This is a genomic window from Roseateles sp. P5_D6 (assembly GCF_054049415.1).
The window spans coordinates 359,630-377,489 of sequence record NZ_JBFUMK010000001.1 but is presented as its reverse complement, the minus strand read 5'-3'; the positions used below and the strand labels follow the sequence as shown (position 1 = coordinate 377,489).

Annotated in this window: 16 protein-coding genes; 9 read left to right on the top strand and 7 right to left on the bottom strand. The window is 69.7% G+C overall.

The genetic code is table 11. The features are described from left to right. Positions 1 to 9 precede the first annotated feature (9 nt). Together ACXJKM_RS01635 and ispF are read right to left on the bottom strand one after the other, a co-directional pair. Positions 10 to 702, bottom strand: a complete 693-nt coding sequence (locus ACXJKM_RS01635; RefSeq protein WP_457349829.1) for a hypothetical protein — start codon at positions 700 to 702, stop codon at positions 10 to 12. 31 nt (positions 703 to 733) lie between these two features. Further along, positions 734 to 1,243, bottom strand: a complete 510-nt coding sequence (ispF, locus tag ACXJKM_RS01630) for a 2-C-methyl-D-erythritol 2,4-cyclodiphosphate synthase (protein ID WP_056197941.1) — start codon at positions 1,241 to 1,243, stop codon at positions 734 to 736. A gap of 78 nt (positions 1,244 to 1,321) precedes the next feature. Between ispF and ACXJKM_RS01625 the strand changes: the two genes are divergently transcribed. From ACXJKM_RS01625 to ACXJKM_RS01595, 7 genes are all read left to right on the top strand, one after another. Beyond that, a complete protein-coding gene (locus tag ACXJKM_RS01625; RefSeq protein ID WP_162247796.1) occupies positions 1,322 to 2,020 on the top strand; it encodes a substrate-binding periplasmic protein in 699 nt (232 codons plus the stop codon). 22 nt (positions 2,021 to 2,042) lie between these two features. Beyond that, entirely contained in the window at positions 2,043 to 4,238 is a 2,196-nt protein-coding gene (locus tag ACXJKM_RS01620; protein WP_082532769.1) for a patatin-like phospholipase family protein, read from the top strand. A gap of 99 nt (positions 4,239 to 4,337) precedes the next feature. Then, the gene (locus ACXJKM_RS01615; protein ID WP_082532691.1) at positions 4,338 to 4,907 is read left to right on the top strand and encodes a DUF4402 domain-containing protein; all 570 of its coding nucleotides are present in this window, start codon (positions 4,338 to 4,340) and stop codon (positions 4,905 to 4,907) included. A 20-nt stretch (positions 4,908 to 4,927) separates the two neighbouring features. Then, on the top strand, positions 4,928 to 5,392 hold the full coding sequence (locus ACXJKM_RS01610) for a hypothetical protein (RefSeq protein WP_457349826.1): 465 nt from the start codon (positions 4,928 to 4,930) through the stop codon (positions 5,390 to 5,392). A 4-nt stretch (positions 5,393 to 5,396) separates the two neighbouring features. Then, entirely contained in the window at positions 5,397 to 5,861 is a 465-nt protein-coding gene (locus ACXJKM_RS01605; RefSeq protein WP_457349824.1) for a DUF4402 domain-containing protein, read from the top strand. 63 nt (positions 5,862 to 5,924) lie between these two features. Further along, positions 5,925 to 6,764: a molecular chaperone gene (locus ACXJKM_RS01600; protein WP_457349823.1), complete on the top strand. Its 840-nt coding sequence runs from the start codon at positions 5,925 to 5,927 to the stop codon at positions 6,762 to 6,764. 26 nt (positions 6,765 to 6,790) lie between these two features. After that, positions 6,791 to 9,853: an MSCRAMM family protein gene (locus ACXJKM_RS01595; RefSeq protein WP_457349821.1), complete on the top strand. Its 3,063-nt coding sequence runs from the start codon at positions 6,791 to 6,793 to the stop codon at positions 9,851 to 9,853. Here ACXJKM_RS01595 and ispD read toward each other — a convergent pair. Further along, positions 9,843 to 10,526, bottom strand: a complete 684-nt coding sequence (gene ispD, locus ACXJKM_RS01590) for a 2-C-methyl-D-erythritol 4-phosphate cytidylyltransferase (RefSeq protein WP_457349819.1) — start codon at positions 10,524 to 10,526, stop codon at positions 9,843 to 9,845. The genes ACXJKM_RS01595 and ispD overlap by 11 nt on opposite strands. 35 nt (positions 10,527 to 10,561) lie before the next feature. Further along, the gene (locus tag ACXJKM_RS01585) at positions 10,562 to 11,311 is read right to left on the bottom strand and encodes a class II aldolase/adducin family protein (protein ID WP_457349817.1); all 750 of its coding nucleotides are present in this window, start codon (positions 11,309 to 11,311) and stop codon (positions 10,562 to 10,564) included. A 71-nt stretch (positions 11,312 to 11,382) separates the two neighbouring features. Here ACXJKM_RS01585 and ACXJKM_RS01580 point away from each other — a divergent pair, with 71 nt between their 5' ends. Both ACXJKM_RS01580 and ACXJKM_RS01575 read left to right on the top strand, forming a co-directional pair. Further along, the gene (locus ACXJKM_RS01580) at positions 11,383 to 12,420 is read left to right on the top strand and encodes an RNA methyltransferase (RefSeq protein ID WP_457349815.1); all 1,038 of its coding nucleotides are present in this window, start codon (positions 11,383 to 11,385) and stop codon (positions 12,418 to 12,420) included. A gap of 113 nt (positions 12,421 to 12,533) precedes the next feature. Continuing rightward, complete coding sequence (locus tag ACXJKM_RS01575; protein ID WP_056197960.1) at positions 12,534 to 13,133, top strand: chalcone isomerase family protein; 600 nt, start codon at positions 12,534 to 12,536, stop codon at positions 13,131 to 13,133. A 117-nt stretch (positions 13,134 to 13,250) separates the two neighbouring features. On the opposite strand, the gene ACXJKM_RS01570 is transcribed toward ACXJKM_RS01575, so the two are convergent. From ACXJKM_RS01570 to ACXJKM_RS01560, 3 genes are read right to left on the bottom strand one after another with little or no spacing between them, the layout of a single operon-like run. After that, on the bottom strand, positions 13,251 to 14,612 hold the full coding sequence (locus ACXJKM_RS01570; RefSeq protein WP_457349813.1) for a sigma-54-dependent transcriptional regulator: 1,362 nt from the start codon (positions 14,610 to 14,612) through the stop codon (positions 13,251 to 13,253). Continuing rightward, on the bottom strand, positions 14,599 to 16,443 hold the full coding sequence (locus ACXJKM_RS01565) for an ATP-binding protein (protein WP_457349811.1): 1,845 nt from the start codon (positions 16,441 to 16,443) through the stop codon (positions 14,599 to 14,601). The genes ACXJKM_RS01570 and ACXJKM_RS01565 overlap by 14 nt, the downstream gene beginning before the upstream one ends. Then, positions 16,421 to 17,758, bottom strand: coding sequence for an MFS transporter (locus ACXJKM_RS01560; protein WP_457349809.1), 1,338 nt, complete (start codon positions 17,756 to 17,758; stop codon positions 16,421 to 16,423). The genes ACXJKM_RS01565 and ACXJKM_RS01560 overlap by 23 nt, the downstream gene beginning before the upstream one ends. Between the last annotated feature and the right edge of the window lie 102 nt (positions 17,759 to 17,860).

Here is a 17,860-nt window from a genome sequence, read left to right as displayed (position 1 = left end):
CCGAGCCGCTCAGTGGGCCGAGGCAGCGCTCGCGGCGGGCGCCGGCACTGCCGCCTCGCCAAGCGACTGCGCCAGCTGCTTCTCCAGCCCTTTCTCGACCCCGATGACCACGTTCAGCGTCAGCCGGTAGGCATGCAGCGCCTTGATGAGATCCACCGGGTCGCCACGGCCGAATTCGGCATCGACCAGCGCATCCGTCAGCCGCGTGAACGAACCGATCGCGCTGAAGCTGGACTGGATGACCTGCTGCGAATCGCGCTGCGCGGTGTAGGCCTCGGACAAACGCCGCAGGTCGGCGTGCGGCAGGTGCACCAGGGCCTGGTCGGCCAACGCCGTGTCCCAGGCGTCGCGGCGCAGGCCCGGTGTGAACACGCTGATGTGCAGGCGCTCGCTAAGCAGGGTCTTGAGCGTCGCGGGCTTGGCCTGCTCCTGCTCGGCCAGCTTCTTCACCTCGCCGTAGAGGGCGTTCACGCCTTCCATCACGGTGCGGTTCTGCATGATCGTGGAGCGCACCTCGGTCAGATTGGCCTGCAGCTCTGAATCAACCTGTTCGATGGTCTGGCGCGCCAGCTTGCGGTGGTGCAGCGCCTCGAAGCCCGCCTCCAGCCCCAGGGCGGTCAGGATGCCCAGCACGATCATCACGTAGTGGACGCCGAGTTCCTTGAAATTGGTCGGGGCGTGGCCGGGAGGTTCGACGTGCATGTGCGCGGGCTTGGGAAGTTGGGGCGCGATGTTAGCGAACCCCCGAAGCGGCAAGAAGGCAGACCGCCCGCGCCTCGATCGCCCGCCCCTCGCCCACCGGCCCCATCTTCTCAGCCGTCTTGGCCTTCACATTGATCTGGCCGATGTCCACACCCAGCACCTCGGACAGCCGAGCGCGCATGGCCGGGATGTGGGGCGCCATCTTGGGCGCCTGGGCAATGAGGGTCGTGTCCAAATTGACGAGCTGCCAGCCCGCCTCGCGAACACGTCGGTAAGCCTCGGCCAGCAGCACCATCGAGTCGGCGCCCTTGAACTCGACGGCCGTGTCGGGGAAGAGCCCGCCGATGTCTCCCAGCGCCGCGGCGCCGAGCAGCGCATCGGTGACGGCATGCGCCAGCGCGTCGGCATCCGAATGCCCGAGCAGGCCGTGCGTGTGCGGGATGGTGATGCCGCCCAGGATCAGCGGGCGGCCGGTGACGAGCTGGTGCGTGTCCCAGCCTTCGCCAATGCGCAGGGAGCTCAAAGCGTTCGGGATGGTCATGAGGGCATTGTCGGGGAGACAGGGGCGCAGCCACGCGCTACCCTGCGCGCCACTTCAAGGAGGGCAATGAGATTCGGCATGCGGCATCTGCTTGTGTTGCTTGCGCTGCTCTGTGGCACGGCCCAGGCACAGCAGCTCCAGCTGCTGGTCTTTCCCAATCCCGGCCTGTTCGACGTAGCTGCTGACGGCACGGTCAGCGGACCTGGCGCGGAGTTGCTCGCCAAGATAGGCCGGGCCAGCGGCCTGCAGCTGGGCATCCTGGCCATGCCCATCCCGCGCGCACTGGCGACCGCCAGCAGCACGCCCGGCAGTTGCGCGGTGGGCCTGTCCCGCACACCCGAGCGCGAGGCCGCCTTCCATTGGGCCGGCCCCCTGGCCAGCGGTGCGCTGGTCATCTACGCACGCGCCGACGAAGCACCGACGTTGCACGGTCTGCAGGACCTGCGCGGCCACGGCGTTGTTGTGCAGCGCGAGTCTGCGCCCGCCGCATCGCTGCGCGAGCAGGGCATCGCCGCCCAGGAGGCCAACAACTCGGTGTCGGCCTTGCGCATGCTGCAGGCGCGGCGCGTGGACTTCTGGTTCGCCAACGAACTCGCTGCCGAACCCGTGATCCGCGCCGAGGGCGGCGCGCCGGTCAAGAACGTCCTGACGCTGCGCCGCGTGGACGCCTATGTGGCCTGCCACCTTGGCACGCCGCAGGAGCCGGTCGACAAGCTGCACCAGGCCATCCAGAAACTGCGCCGCCAGGGCGAGCTGGCGGAGTTCGGCCTGCGCTGACGCTGCTATGGTGCGGGCCGCCATGAAACGCCTGCTCCTTCTTTGCTGCCTGATCGCCGGTTCCGTACTGGCCGCCGAACCCTCTCCCGCTCAGCGCCCCAGGATCGGCCTCGTGCTGTCCGGCGGCGGCGCCCGCGGCCTGGCCCATATCGGCGTGCTGCGCGTGCTGGAGGAGATGCAGGTGCCGGTAGACCTCATCGTCGGCACCAGCATGGGCGCGGTGGTCGGCGGCGCCTATGCCTCGGGCCGCAGCCTGGATGAGCTCGAGGTCCTGGTGAAGGGCGCGAACTGGAACGCCATCCTGGCCGACCGGCCGGCACGCGAGCGCCTGTCCATCCGCCGCCGCGAGGACGACGAACGTCTGCCCTCGCGCATCGAGTTCGGTTTCACCCCGCAGCGCGGCGCCATGCTGCCCGGCGGTGCCGCCGCCAACGGCCAGTTGGAGGCCACGCTGTCCTCCCTCATCCCCGCTACGCGCGCCGACGACCCGCTGCGCAAGCTGCCCATCCCGTTTCGTGCCGTCGCGACCGACCTGCTCTCCGGCGCCATGCTCGACCAAGCCGACACGCCGCTGTTTGAAGCTCTGCGCGCCTCCATGGCCGTGCCGGGCGTGTTCGCGCCGCTGCGCGTCAACGGCCGCCCCCTGGTGGACGGTGGCCTGGTGCGCAATCTCCCGGTCGACCTGGCCCGCCAGCTTGGCGCCGACATCGTCATCGCCGTCAACGTCGGCACGCCGCTGCTCGAAGACCGCGAGATCAGCAGCGCCGTCATGGTGGCCAACCAGATGCTGCAGATCCTGACCGAGCAGAACGTGCAGCGCTCGCTGCGCGAGCTGAACGCCCGGGACATCGTCATCGACCCCGACCTGCCCGGCATGGGCTTCATGGACTTCTACCGCGCCGACGAGGCCATGGCCACCGGCCGGCGCGCGGCCCTGGCCGCCGGCGAGCGCCTGGCGGAATTGGCCGCGCCTGCTGCCCACGCGGCCCTGCAGGCCCGCCGCCTCGGCCCGCCCGAGTCAGCGTTGAGTGCCCTGCCGCTGGCCGAGCTGAAGATTACCGGCGCTCAGCGGGTCAACGCCGAGGCGCTGCGGGCCGAACTGGCCCTGCAGCCGGGCGACACAGTAGGCCGCGCCGACCTGACCCGGGCCGTCGAGCGGCTGGACGGCACCGGCGATTTCGAGCGCATCGAGACCGAGATCGACGACCGCGACGGACGGCGCAGCGTCGAGTTCAAGCTCACCGAGGCTGACTGGGCCGCCAGCCGTGTGCGCTTCGGCCTGGAGCTGTACAGCAACTTCGCCGATGCCAACAGCTACTCGCTGGTGGCCATGCACGTCGCCAACTGGCTCAACCCCTGGGGCGCGGAGCTGCGCTCGGTCGCCCGCATCGGCTCCTCGCGCGGTCTCAACACCGAGTTCTACCAGCCGCTCGGCCCGGGCTCGCGCTGGTTCGCCAGCGCCAAGCTTGCCTACACGGCCGGCAGCAACGACGTCTTCGACCAGGGCCAGCGCGCGCTGCGCCTGTCCAGCAGCCTGACCAGCGCGCAGCTGGAACTCGGCCACCGCATCGCCGGCCTGGGCGACCTGCGGCTCGGCATCGGCCGCCTGCGTGCCAGCGACGAGGTGGTGCTGCCCGTCGTCCCAGAGGGCAGCCGCCGCTCGCAGAGCTATGGCCAGCAATACCTGGAACTGCACACCGACACGCTGGACTCCCTCGCCTTCCCCAGCCGCGGTCAGTGGACGACGGCGCGCATCGAATGGCTGCATCCGCGGGGCGAGGCCAGCGTCATCAACGCCTCGCTGATCGGCTTGTCGGCCTTGCGGCTGGGCGAGTGGGCCGGCCAGCTCTACGGCGAGTTCGCCCACGCCGAACGCGGGCAGGCGCGCTCTCTCGGGGGCTATCTGCGCCTGTCTGGCACGCCCGATGCGTCGCTGGTGGGTGAAAACATGGCCCTGCTGCGCGTCGTCATGGCGCGGCGCATCGGCGAGATGCCTGTCGGCCTGGGCGGCGCGGTGCGCGTCGGTTTCTCGCTGGAGACGGGTGCCATCGGCGCCGGCGCCGGCCTGAAGCTGTCCAACATCCCCAGCAGCGGCTGGAAGCAGGCCGCCAGCGGCTTTCTCAGCGTGGACACGCGATTCGGGCCGTTCTACCTGGCGCTCGGCACGACGCGCGGCGGCGAGACAGCGGCCTATTTGCTGCTGGGGCCGAGCTGGTAAAGAAATGACCGTCAAGCTCGGCGCTGATCGGCCGATAAGCCTGTTGAGCGGGCCCGCAGCATTCGCGGGCCGGCACATCCAGGAGCCGAGGAGCGCCCCATGAACACATCGTTGAAAAGATCCGTTCGTCCGCAAAGCCTGCTGGCCTTGAGCGCCCTGGTGCTGCTGGGAGCCGCTGGCATGCGCGGCGTACAGGCCGCCGACAACGCGACCGCCAGCGCCACCGCCGTCGTGCTGCAGCCCATCGCGGTGACCAAGTCGGCCGACCTCGTGTTCGGCAATCTGGTCGCCGGCAACGGCGTCGTGACCCTGGCCACCGACGGCACCCGCACCAAGTCCGGCACGGCCGTCCTGCCCACTGGCGTCGCGCCCGTGGCCGCGCGCTTTGACGTGACCGGCGCCGGCACCAACACCTTCTCCATCGACTACACCGGCAGCGACACGGTGCTGACCGACGCGAGCGCGAACACGATGGCCATCGACTGGATCACCGAGGCGGTCGCGACCGCGACGGCGACCGGCAAGACCGACGAAACCACCGACGCCACCACAGGCACGCTGGCTGCCGGCGCCGCCTATATCTTTGTCGGCGGCAAGCTGACGGTTGGCGCCGCCCAGGCCGCGGGTACCTACACGGGCATCGTCAAGGTGACCGTCGCCTACAACTGAGGCCTATCCTCCTTGCGGCCATGACGACCGCCCGCCGTTTTCCCGTTCGCTGCCTTCGCGCCACCAGTGCACTGTTGTGCACGCTGTGCACGCTGTGGCCGCTGCCATCTGCCCTGGCCGCCAGTGCCGCTGCCCAGGCCAGCGCAGCCGTCATCGTGCCTGTCGCTGTCAGGGCCTGGCTGGGCGTGCCCGTGAGCGTGCAGGATCTCCTGCTTGCGCGGGACGCCCCGGCCGGCCCCGCCACGGGTGACCTGGTCGTGCGCGTGGCCAGTGGGACGACGCCGGCCATCCTGCGCGCCCTGCCCCTGTGGATCGGCAGCGCGGTGGAGTCCAGGCAGGCCTTTGGCGTTGACATCGTCCCCGCGGCCAGCGCGGCGCTGCTGGCGCGTGGCCCGGCTGCAGCCGTGTCCGTGGCCGCCGCTTTGCCTGCAGGGGAAGGCGGCGATGGCGAGGGCCCTCTTGTCATCACCGTCGCCTTCAACTGAGGCCATGCGCGGGCTGACCCGTCATCGCGCCCTGGCCGCGCTGCTGCTGGTCGCCAGCGCGGCCGCGCCCGGTCAGACCCTGGTCAACAACGGCGCCCTGTCTTTCGGCGCCTTCACGGCCGGCAGCGGTGGCACGGTCGCCGTCAACCCAGGTGGCGCGCGCACGAAGACCGGCAACGTCATCCTCGTCAACCAGGCCGGCACGGCCAGTGCCGCCCAGTTCACGATCACCGGCACGCCGAGCGCGGTGTTCGTCATCACCTTGCCGGTGGACGGCACCGTCTTCCTCACCGATGGCGCCAGCGGCAGCATGGCGCTGAACAGCTTCGTCAGCAGCCCCTCCGGCACAGGCGTGCTGGGCGGCGGTGGCACCCAGCAAATCAACGTCGGCGCCACGCTGACCGTGAGCAACCTGCAGGCCACGGGCAGCTATTCCGGCTCCTTCAACGTCACCGTGAACTACCAGTAAAGACCGGCAACTCCGGTGCTTTTGCGAGCTTTGCACCGCTCAAGTCCTGGCGACGATGCCGGTATGCGTGCAAAGACCAAGTTCATCCGGCTGGCGGCCCTCGGGCTGCTGCTGCTGGCGCGCGCGGCGCAGGCCGACCTGATGCTGTTCCCGACGCGCATCGTCTTCGACAAGCAGCAGCGCGCCGCCCAGGTCGAGCTGATGAACCAGGGCAAGACGCCCGAGACCTATCGCATCAACCTCGTCAACCGCCGCATGGGCCCGAATGGCGAGTTCATCGCCATCGACGCGCCCGGCCCCGGCGAGCAATTCGCCGATGCCATGCTGCGCTACTCGCCACGCCAGGTCACCATCCCGCCCGGCGGCTCACAGATCGTGCGCATCCTGCTGCGCAAGCCCGATGAGCTGGCCATTGGCGAATACCGCTCGCATCTGCAGTTCGACCGCGTGGCCGAGGCCAGCGGCAACAGCAGCGTCGAGGACGTGGCCAAGCGCGAGGGCAAGGACGTCGGCATCGTCATCCAGGCCCTGGTCGGCGCATCCATCCCCGTGATCGTTCGCCAGGGCGAGACCCACGCCAAGGCCGAGCTGTCAGAGCTGGCCCTGCAGCCGGCCTCGACAACGAGCCCCGGCACCCTGTCCTTCCAGATGAAGCGCGAAGGCAACCGCTCCCTCTATGGCGACCTGCTCGCCACGTTCACGACCACGGCCGGCGTCACCTTCGAGGTGGCGCGCGCCGGCGGCGTGGCCGTCTACGTGCCCAACGCGGCCCGGCGTGTGCAGTTGCCGCTGCAGCTGCCCTCCGGCAACGCCCTGCCCGCCGGCACGCTGAAGCTCGCCCTGCGCGAGCGGCCCGAGGCCGGCGGCAAGCTGCTGGCCGAGACCAGCCTCGCCCTTCCCTGACGGACCGGCGCCCGCCGCTCGGCGCCATGGCTCCGCTCCGCATCCTCCAGCGCGTCGCCGCCGCAGCCCTGCTGGTTGCGCCGTTGCTGCTGGCCCATGCCGCGCCCGACGACGCGCCGAAGCCGCTGCGCCAACTCGAGGTGCAGCTCGATGGCCGCACGCTGGCCGAGCCGCTCGACGCCTACCAGACCGACTACCAGGTGCTGCTGCCGCTTGGGGCCGTCTCCAAGCTGCTCGGGCTGGACCTGCGCGTGCAGACCGCATCGGGCCGCGCCGCCGGCACACTGCCGGGCTCGGGCGAGCCCTTCTGCCTGGACCTGATCGACTCGACCATTCGCATCGGCGAACGGCGTCAGTCCTTCGAGCCGCGGCTGGCCCAGGCGATCGGTGGCGACATCTATGTGTCGACGCAGCTGCTGGCCCGCTGGATGAGCCTGGAACTGGCCGTGGACCTGCCGCACTGGCAGCTGCGCCTGCGCGCGCGCGACGGCGTCGCCGCCATGCCGTCAACACCACCCTCCCGGCCATCCCTGCCAACAGGCCCGCGCCGCATTGACGAGACCAACCTGCTGGTGCTGGAGGTGGTGCTGGATGGCCAGGTGGTGTCCGACAGCCTGGCCGCCTACCAGGACGGCACGCAGACCCTGCTGCCGCTGGGTGAGCTGTCGCGCCTGCTGATGCTGGCCGTCCAGGTGAAGCCCGACCGCGGCAGCGCCGACGGCCGGCTGCCCGGCGAGCGCGGCTTTGCGCTGAACCTGGCCGAGTCCCTGGTCAGCCTCGGCGGCCGTGAACAGAACTTCGAGCCCCGCCTGGCCGGCGTCGTCGGCGACGACATCTACGTGTCGCGCCAGTTGCTGACGCGCTGGCTGCCGATGGACCTGCAGGTCGACCTCGCCACCCTCAAGCTCAAGGTCGTGCCGCGCGAGAAGCTGCCGCTGCAGGAAAGGCTGGAGCGCGAGCGCCTGGCCGCGGCCCTGGCTGGCCTGCAACCCGCCGAACGGCCGAACTACCCCTATGCACGCTCCACACCCGGCTTGGTCGACGTGCCCTCCATCGACCAATCCTTCGGCGCCGACGCGCGCCGCGGCAAGAACTCGCGCCAGTACAAGGCGGCCTACACGGCCTACATCACCAGCGACCTGCTCGGCATGGAAGGCTCCGCCTATGTACTCAAGACCCACGACAAGGCCACGCCCGACCTGCGCCTGACGCTGGCCCGCAACGACCCCGATGCCGGCCTGCTCGGGCCGCTGCGGGCGCGCTCCGTCGCCCTGGGCAACCTGGCTTTGCCCAGCGTGCGCAACGTCATGCAGGGCAGCGCCAAGGGCAATGGTGTGTCGGTCAGCAACCGGCCGCTGGACCAGCCGAACAGCTTCGACCGCCACAGCCTGCGCGGCGACCTGCCGCCGGGCTGGGACGTGACGCTGTACTACAACGACCAGTTGCTGGGCTACCAGTCCTCGCGTGCCGACGGCCTTTACGCCTTCGATGACCTGCCGCTGTCCTTCGGCGCCAACGAGTTCCGCCTCGTCTTCCACGGTCCGCTGGGGCAGTTGCGCGTGGAGAAGCAGAGCTTCCTGCTCGACCAGGCCAGCGTGAAGCCCGGCGAGGTGTTCTACACGCTGGCCTCGCAGGTCGCCGACGACGGCTCGGTGCGCAGCGTCGCCCAGGCCGACATCGGCATCGGCAAAAAGCTGACCGGCAAGGTCGGCCTGGTGCGCCGCCCGCGCCTGGTGGCCGGCGTCGTCGCCGAGGCGCTGGACTATGGCCAGCTCGGCCTGCTGGCCTATCTCGACTCGATGATCCTCAGCTCGCAGCTCACCGGCATGCGCGGCGGCGGCGCCCTGGGTGAGCTGGGCATGAAGACGCGCCTGGGCGGCTTCGCGCTGGACCTGCTGCACACCCAGCGTCAGGGCGGCTTCATCAACGACCAGTTCGCCGACGTGGCCGGCGGCGTGCGCCAGCGCCAGGAGCTGCGGCTGCAGGGTGGCGTGCGCCTGGGCGGCCTGCCGCGCCTGGTCATCGACTTCAACGCCATGCGCAATGCGCTGGACCAGGGACCGTCCAATGTCCAGCTCGGCCTGCGCACCTCGCTCATGCTGTGGGGCACGGCCCTGTCCAACAGCCTGCGCTGGCAGCGCAGCGGTGATTTCACGACCACCGACGGCGCGCTGCAGCTGAGCCGACGCGTGGCCGACGTCGGCCTGAACGCCCAGCTCATGTACCGGCTGCAGCCCGGTGCCAGCCTGCAGGCCGTGGCCATCAGCGCCGACCGCAACCTCGCCGACGGCTACCAGATCAATGCGGGCCTGCTGCGCAGCATGGACTCGGGGCTGACGCTGGTGTCGGGCGGCCTGGCCAAGAACCTCGGCAGCTTCGGCTTGGCCGTCAGCGCGAGTTATTCCAGCCAGCATGAACTGGCCATGGGCCTGCAGCTCTTTGTGGCGCTGGACCGCGACCCGCGCAGCGGTCGCTGGCAGCTCGATGGCCAGCCGCTTGCCGGCAGCGGCGCCGTGTCGGCACGCGCTTTTGTCGACCGCAACATGAACGGCATCCGCGACCCCGGCGAGGACTTCGTGGCCAATGCCGGCTTCCTGCTCAACGGCGGCGGCCGCCACCCGCGACTGACCGACACCGGCGGCGTCGCGCTGCTGAACCGCCTGGCGCCAGGCCGTTATGCCGACATCGCGCTCGACCCCGCCACGCTCGAGGACCCGCAGTGGAAGCCGCTGACACCCGGCGTGCGCGTGCTGCCGCGGCCCGGGCGTGTGGAGCAACTGGAGTTCCCGGTCGTGCTGAGCTCCGAGGTCGAAGGCACCATCTATCTGGTCGAAACCGGCGGCAAGAAACGCGGCATCGGCGACGCCCAAGTGGAACTGGTCAACGGCAAGGACGAGGTCATCGCCACGACCACCAGTTCGGCCGACGGCTACTACCTCTTCCACCAGGTCACGCCCGGCGCACTGCGGCTGCGCATTGCGCCCGAACAGGCGACCAAGCTCAAGCTCAAGGGCAAGCTGGAACGCGGGCTGGACGTGCCGGCCAATGGGGACTTCCTCAGCGGCGAGGATCTGGAACTCAGACTCTGAGGCAGCGCTCGGCGAACTCGAAGTCCTCGGGCCAGGTCACCTTGAAGTTGGCCATCGACGCGCGCACCAGGCGCGGCGCCAAGCCCATGGCTTCGACGGCGCTGGCCTCGTCCGTCGCAGCCGCACCCATCGCCGTCAGCGCGCGCTCGACAAGTCCAAGGCGGAACATCTGCGGCGTCTGCGCAGCCCATTTGTCGCGGCGGTCGACGGTGGCCGTGACGCGTCCGTCGGCGTCGCCGGCCTTCAGCGTATCGGCGATGGGCTGGGCGAGCAGGCCGCCGACGGCATCGTGCTCACAGGCATCGATCAGCGCATCGACCCAGTCCGGGCGCAGCAGGCAGCGGGCGGCGTCATGCACCAGCACCCAGTCGTTGTCGGTCGCACCACGTCGTCTCAGTTCGGCCAGGCCACCGAGCACGCTCTCGGCGCGGCTTGCGCCACCCACGCGAGCAACCCAGCCAGCGTAGCCAGGTACAGCGGTTTCGAAGCGATCGTCGCCAGGTGACAAGACAACCAGCGTCTGCGCCAGCCTGGGCACGGACGCGAGCGCAGCCAGCGTGTGCGCCAGCATCGGGCGACCGGCGATGGGCACGTATTGCTTGGGGCCGGCGGCGCCTGAGCGCTCGCCAATACCAGCGGCTGGAACGAGGGCGAACAAGCGGGGATCAGTCATCCCCGCCATTCTCAGCCCGGCTGCGGGACCAAGGCTCAGTCGTCGTGTCCGGGGTTCTGGCGCGCCAGGCGGCGCAGCAGCCCCGGCCAGGCCAGCTCGGCCCCGGAGCCGCGCATGACCTTGTCGCTCTGGGCGCGGATGCCGGCCAGGATCTGCTGCGGGATGCGGATCAGTTCGCCACCGCCGGCCTGCGCGGCGATCTGGATCTCGCAGGCGCGCTGCAGCATGAACATCTTCAAAAAGGTGTCGGCCGCGCTGTGGCCCAGGGTCAGCAGGCCGTGGTTGCGCAGCATCATCAGTGAGGCCTTGCCGAGGTCGCGCACGAGGCGGGCCTTCTCATCGGGGTTGAGCGCCACGCCCTCGTAGTCGTGATAGCTGAGCGACGCCAGCGGAAACAGGCTGTGCTGCGAGATCGGCAGCAGGCCTTCGCGCTGCGTGCTGACCGCCACGCCGGCCACCGTGTGCAGATGCATGACGAACTTCGCGTCCTCGCGGGCCTCATGCACGGCGCTGTGGATGATGAAGCCGGCCGGGTTGACGTTGTAGTCGCTGGGTGCGACCTTTTCGCCGAGTTGATCCACCTTGACGAGGCTGCTGGCGGTGATCTCATCGAACATCATCCCGTAGGGGTTGATGAGGAAGTGATGCTCGGGGCCGGGCACGCGGGCCGAGATGTGGGTGAAGATCAGGTCGTCCCAGCCATGCAGGGCCGCGAGCCGGTAGAGGGCGGCGAGGTCGCAGCGGACGGCCCATTCTTCGGGGGCGCAGTTGTCGGGCTTGGCCATGGTGTCTCCTCGTGAAAAGGGTCGATCCAGCATAGCGCCGACAATCGCGGGCTGTTGTCACCTCCGTTCCCATGCTGATTGCCGACCTCCGCCAGCGCCTGCGTGCGCTCGGCGCCAACCCCGACCACGAAAACCGCGTGCTGCGCCATTGGGTGCACAGCCTGCCGCTGGACGGCGGTAAGCGGCCGCTGCAGGGCTTCCTGCCCAAGGCAGTCATGGCGGTGCTGCCGGACCTGATGCAAGAGCTGGACGGGCTGGTCACGCTGCGCAGCGAGCATGCCGGCGGCGACGGCCAATCGGCCCGGCTGCTGCTGGGCCTGAGCGACGGCCAGACGGTGGAGACCGTGCTGCTGCCACGCGACGGCGTCTGCGTGTCCAGCCAGGTGGGCTGCGCCGTGGGTTGCCGCTTCTGCATGACGGGCGTGGACGGGCTGATCCGCCAGGTCGGCAGTGCCGAGATCGTGGCCCAGGTGGTGCTGGCCCGGCGCAAGAACCTCAAACTGCGCAAGGTCGTCTTCATGGGCATGGGCGAACCCTCGCACAACCTGGCCAACGTGTTGGATGCGATCACGCTGCTGGGCCGCGAGGGTGGCTTCGCGCACAAGCAGCTGGTGTTCTCGACGGTGGGCGATGAGCGCGCCTTCGCCGCGCTGAACGAGGCCGAGGTGAAGCCGGCCCTGGCGCTGTCCCTGCACACGACCGACGCCGCCAAGCGCGCCGAGCTGCTGCCGCGCGCACCACGGCTCACGCCCGAGGAACTCGTCGAGGCGGCCGACGCCTATGCGCGATCCAGCGGCTATCCCATCCAGTACCAGTGGACGCTGCTGGATGGCGTCAACGACGGCCCCGAGGAGCTGGACGGCATCGTGCGCCTGCTCAAGGGCCGCTATGGCCTGTTGAACATGATCCCCTTCAACAGCGCCGAAGGCCTGCCCTTCACGCGGCCGAGTTGGGAACGCGCCCGGGCCATCGCCGCTGAATTGAGCGCACGCGGCGTGCTGACCAAGTTGCGCGACTCGGCCGGCCAGGACGTGGAAGGCGGGTGCGGCCAATTGCGCGCCCGCGAGGCCGTCGGCCGGCCGGCGCGGGTCGTGAGGATTCACGCTTGAAATCCGAAGGCTGAGGCCTCCAGCGGTGACAACGGTGTCACCTCCTGCCCGCAGAATGCCGACGCCACACCGGACAGCCCGGTGCGAGAAGACATTCCACTTGGAGGAGAGACATGACTCAGCTTCAGATGCTGGTGGCGCGCGCCCGCGGCGCCGCTTTGATCGCCGGCACGGCCCTGTGCCTGCAAGCCACGGCCGCGCCCACGGTCAGCAAGTTCGCGCCCACGGCCCAGTTGGGCGGCAGCACGCTGCAGCTCAATGGCAAGGGCACGCGCGTGCGCCTCGTGTTCAAGGCCTACGACATGGGCCTGTACACGAGCAAGCATGTCAGCACGGCGGCAGAGCTGTTTGCGCTGCCGGGCGCCAAGCGGCTGCAGTTCACTGCACTGCGTGAACTGCCCGGCACCGACCTGGGCCGGCTCTTCCTGCGTGGCATCAGCGACAACACGCCCAGCCAGCAGTTGACGCGGCACACCCTGGCCACGAACCGGCTCATCGAGATCTTCTCGGGCAAGCCCAAGCTGTTGCCCGGCGACACCTTCGCGATGGACTTCGTGCCGGGCAAGGGGACGCAGTTCTACATCTCCGGCCAGGCCCAGGGCGAGCCGGTCGGCGACGACGAGTTCTTCACGCTGGTGCTGCGCATCTGGTTCGGCGATTCGCCGGCCGACACGCAGCTGCGCGATGCCCTGCTGGATGGCGGCAAGGACTGACCAGGGCCAGCCGCTTCTAGTTGCCCAAAGCGATGCGCGCCATCTCGAAGCGGGCACCGCCATCGCCATGCGGGCTGATGTGCACGACGCGGAACTGCTTGGCGGTGCCGGCGCGCCTCAGCTCGAGCGATAGGCGTCGGCGTCCAGCCCGAGGCGGCGGATGCGGTCGTGCAGGGTCTTGCGCGCCAGGCCCAGGCGTTCGCCGGCCTTGGCGATATTGCCGCCGCTCTCCTGCAAGGCCTGCACGATCCACTGCCGCTCGACGGCAGCCAGCGCCTCGTCCAGCGGCGCTTGCGGCAGGGCGGCGGGCTCGCTGGGCGTCGGCAACCTGGGCGGTGTGGCTTCGCTGACCAGGCCCAGCACCCAGCGCTCGGCAAAGTTGCGCAGCTCGCGCACATTGCCGGGCCAGTCGCGCGCTGCCCAAGCCGCCAGCTGGGCGGCGCTCCAGGCCGGCACCGGCCGCTGCAGGCGTTCGCCAGCCTGGGCGCAGAAGTGGCTCAGCAGCAGCGGGATGTCCTCGCGGCGCTGGCGCAGCGGCGGCAGCGCGATGCTGGCCACGTCCAGGCGGTAGAACAGGTCCTCGCGAAAGCGCCCTTCCCTCGCCAGCTCCAGCAGATCCACCTTGGTCGCGGCGACGACGCGGCAGGCCAGCGGCACGGCCGTGTTGGCGCCCAGGCGCTCGACGCTGCGCTCCTGCAGCACACGCAGCATCTTGACCTGTAGCGCCAGCGGCATGGACTCGATCTCGTCGAGGAAGACGGTGCCGTCGCCAGCAAACTCCAGCTTGCCGATGCGGCGCCTGGCCGCTCCCGTGTAGGCCCCGGCCTCGGCGCCGAAGATCTCGGACTCGAACACACTCTCGGGCAGGGCGCCGCAGTTGATGGCGACAAAAGGACCGGTCGCGCCACTGGCCGCGTGCAGGGCGCGGGCGACGACCTCCTTGCCGGCACCGGTCTCGCCATGGATGAGCACGTCTACACGTGCCGGACCGAGGGTGGCGATCAGCGTGCGCAGTTGCTCCATCGCGGCACTCGCTCCCAGCAAGCCGTCGGCGGGTCCGCCGGCAAGCTGGGCCTTCAGCCGCCGGTTTTCCAGCACCAGGCGGCGCTGGGCCAGCGCGCGGCGCACGACCTCGACGAGATGCTCCGCCGAGAAGGGTTTCTCGATGAAATCCCAAGCGCCATCGCGCATCGCTTCCACCGCCATGCCGATGTCGCCGTGGCCGGTGACGAGGATGACGGGCAGCTCGGGGTCCTGCTCGCGCAGGCGCTGCAGCAATGAGAGGCCGCTGTCGCCGGGCAGTTGCACATCGCAGACGACGATGCCAGCAAAGCCCGGCTGCAGCCAGGCGCGCGCCGCCTCGGCGGACTCCACGCCGTGACACCGCAGGTCGGCCAGGCGCAGGCTCTGGGCCGTGGCCAGGCGCACCTGCTCGTCGTCTTCGACGAGCAGCACATCGGTAGGTTCAGGCGCGGCCATGCGGCGATTGTGTGATGGGCAGCCTGAGGATGAACTGCGCCCCACCCTCGGGTCGATTGCCGCCCTGCAGCGAGCCACCCAGCGCGTTGGCGATGGAAGCCGAGATGGACAGCCCCAGCCCCAGGCCGTCACCGCGGCGCTTGGTCGTGAAGAAAGGCTCGAAGAGGCGCGCCTGCACATCGTCGCTCAGCCCGGAGCCGTCGTCGCTCACGCGCAGCAGCGCCTGGCCGGCATCGACCTCGGCCTGCAGCGTTACCGTGCCGCCGCCCTTCTCGGCGCTGGCGTCGATGCCGTTGCGCAGCAGGTTGACGAGCACCTGCTCGATGCGCACCTGCTGGCCCAGCACGGCCAGGCCTTCGGGCACGGGCAGGCAATCGAGCCTGACGCGCTGGCGGCGCGCTTCAGCGCTGACCAGGGCCACCGCGGCCTGAAAGGCTTCCGCCACCACCACCGGGTGTACGCGCAACTCGTCGCGGCGGGCAAAGCCCTTGAGCTGGCCGACGATGGCGGCGATGCGCTGGGTCAGGCTGTCAATGGACTGCAGATTGGTCTCAGCATCGGCCTGCATGCCGCGTTCGAGGAAGACGCGGGCGTTGTCGTTCAGCGCCCGCAGCGCCGCCAGCGGCTGGTTGATCTCGTGCGTGATGCTGGCGGCCATCTGGCCCAGCACGGCGAGCTTGCCGGCCTGCACGAGGTCGTCCTGCGTGGCGCGCAGCGTCAGCTCGGTGCGATGAAGTTCGTCCACGCGCGCCTGCAGCTCGCGTGTGCGCTCGGCGATGCGCGTCTCCAGGCTGTCGTAGGCGGCACGCAGTGCGCCCTGGGCGGCCAGGCGCTCACGGGCGCGGCGGCGGCGCAGCTGCAGGTAGGCCAAGGTCAGCAACAGCGATACCCAGCCCAAGGCGGCAGCCCAGGCACGGCCGGCGGCGATCTGCTCCGCACCGCGGATCTCGGTGAAAGACAGCAGCGTCCAGCCGCGCCCCTGCACCGGCTGCTCGGTGACGAGGGCGCGCAGCTTGGCAGCCGCCGTGGCGATGCGCTCGATGCGCAGTTCGGTCGCCGCGCGTGAGGGCTCGCGCCCCAGCGCAGGCAGCGGCAGGTCGCCGTATTGCTGCGTGTCGTGCAGCTCTTTGCGCGTGGCATCGGACAGCGGCTGCAGCGTGCGGTACTTCCATTCCGGCCGGCTGGCCAGGAAAACCACGCCGCGCGCATCGGCCAGCATCAGCTCGCCAGCGCTGCGCGCCCAGTTGGCCTCCATCTCGTCGAGCGACACCTTCAGCACGACGACGCCCGCCGTGGGGCCGGACAGCCGGTGGGCGATGAAGTAGCCCGGCGTGCCGGTCGTCGAGCCGCGCGCATAGAAGTGGCCGCCGCCCTGCGCCATCGCGTCGCGGAAGTAAGGCCGGTAGGCGTAGTTCTGGCCGACAAAGGTCTGCGGCTCACGCCAGTTGCTGGCGGCCAGCGTCAGGCCCTGCGCGTCGATCAGGAAGATGGCCGCTGCGGAGGCGTCTTGCGCAACGCCTTCGAGCAACACGTTGACTTCCGCCGCGCGTGCCTGGGATGACGGCACGGCCAGCAACCCGGCCAGCGCCGGATGGCGCGCCAGCACCTGCGGCACGACCTCGTACTTGTCCAGCGCGCCGGTCAGCTCGTGCGCGACAAAGCGCAGATGGCGCTGCGCGTCGTCACGGGTCTGGGCCAGCGCCAGGTCCAGCGACAGCCGCCAGGCCGCGTACGCGACCGCTGCGCCGCCCAGCACCACCAGCAACAACAGCCCGAGACTGCGTCGCCAGCGGGCCGGCTTGTTTGCGTCAGTGGTGGGCAGCTTCGGCATCGATCCTTGAGTGTTGGCGCGTGTCACGCATCAACAGATAGACGAGCAGCGAGCAGGCGATCACCGCGGTAGCGTACCAATAGAAGCCGCTCTCCATGCCCTGCTGCTTGAACCACAGTGCGATGTACTCGGCGGTGCCGCCGAAGACCGACACGGCGATGGCATAGGGCACGCCGACACCGGTGGCGCGGATGGAAGCGGGGAAGAGCTCGGCCTTCACGACCGCGTTGATGGAGGTGTAGCCGCTGACGATGAGCCAGGCACACGCGATCAGGCCAAAGGCTTCCCACGGCCCCTGGGCGTGGCGCAGCGCCGTCAGCAGCGGCACCGTGAAGATCGTGCCCAGCACCGCAAAGCCCAGCAGCAGCGGCTTGCGGCCGATGCGGTCCGACAGCGCGCCGTAGATTGGCTGCAGCAGGGCCGCGAACACCAGGCTGGCGGCGGACACGGCCGTGGTCTGCGCGTCGGTGAGGCCCACCGACAGCTTCAGGAACTTCTGCATATAGGTCGTGTAGACGTAGAAGGCCAGCGTGCCGCCCATGGTCAGGCCGATGACGATGAGGCATTCGCGCGGGTGCTGCAGCAGCAGCTTGAAGCCACCCATGCGGTCCTTGTTGCGCTTCTTCTCAGCCTGGAAGGCCTGGGTCTCGGGCAGGTCGGACCGCATGACCAGCGCCACGATGGCCAGCAGCGCGCCGATGAAGAAGGGGATGCGCCAGCCCCAGGCCTTGAGCTGGGCGGCGTCGAGCACGAAGTTCTGCAGCACCAGCAGCACGACGAGCGCCGTCAGCTGGCCACCGATCAGCGTCACGTACTGGAAGCTGGCATAGAAGCCGCGGTGCTTGGACGTCGCCATCTCCGACAGATAGGTGGCGCTGGAGCCGTACTCGCCACCCAGGCTCAGGCCCTGCAGCAAGCGCGCGAACAGCAGGATGGCCGGTGCCCAGACGCCGACGGCCGCGTAGGTGGGCGAGCAGGCGATCAGCAGCGAGCCGCCGCACATCAGCAGCACCGAGGCCATCAGCGCCAGGCGCCGGCCGTGGCGGTCGCCGATGTAGCCGAACAGCAGGCCGCCGACGGGCCGGATGAAGAAGCCCAACGCGAAGATGGCCGCCGTCGACATCGACTGGGCCACCGGATCGGATGATGGGAAGAAGGACGACGAGAAGTAGAGCGAGAAGGCCGCGTAGCAGTAGAAGTCGTACCACTCGACGAGGTTGCCGAGGGAGCCGACGAGGATGGCCTTCAGGCGGCTGAACTCGATGCGGTCGGGCGCTGCCGCAGCGGCCGAAGCCGGGGGAAAGATCGCTGACATGGGGCTTGTCTCCTGGGTTGTGTGCCCCAGGATGAGCAGCTTGCGTGCCAAGACCGTGCGTGGCCGTGCGCCAGGGTGGCGCGCGATGCACGCCCCCGTCAC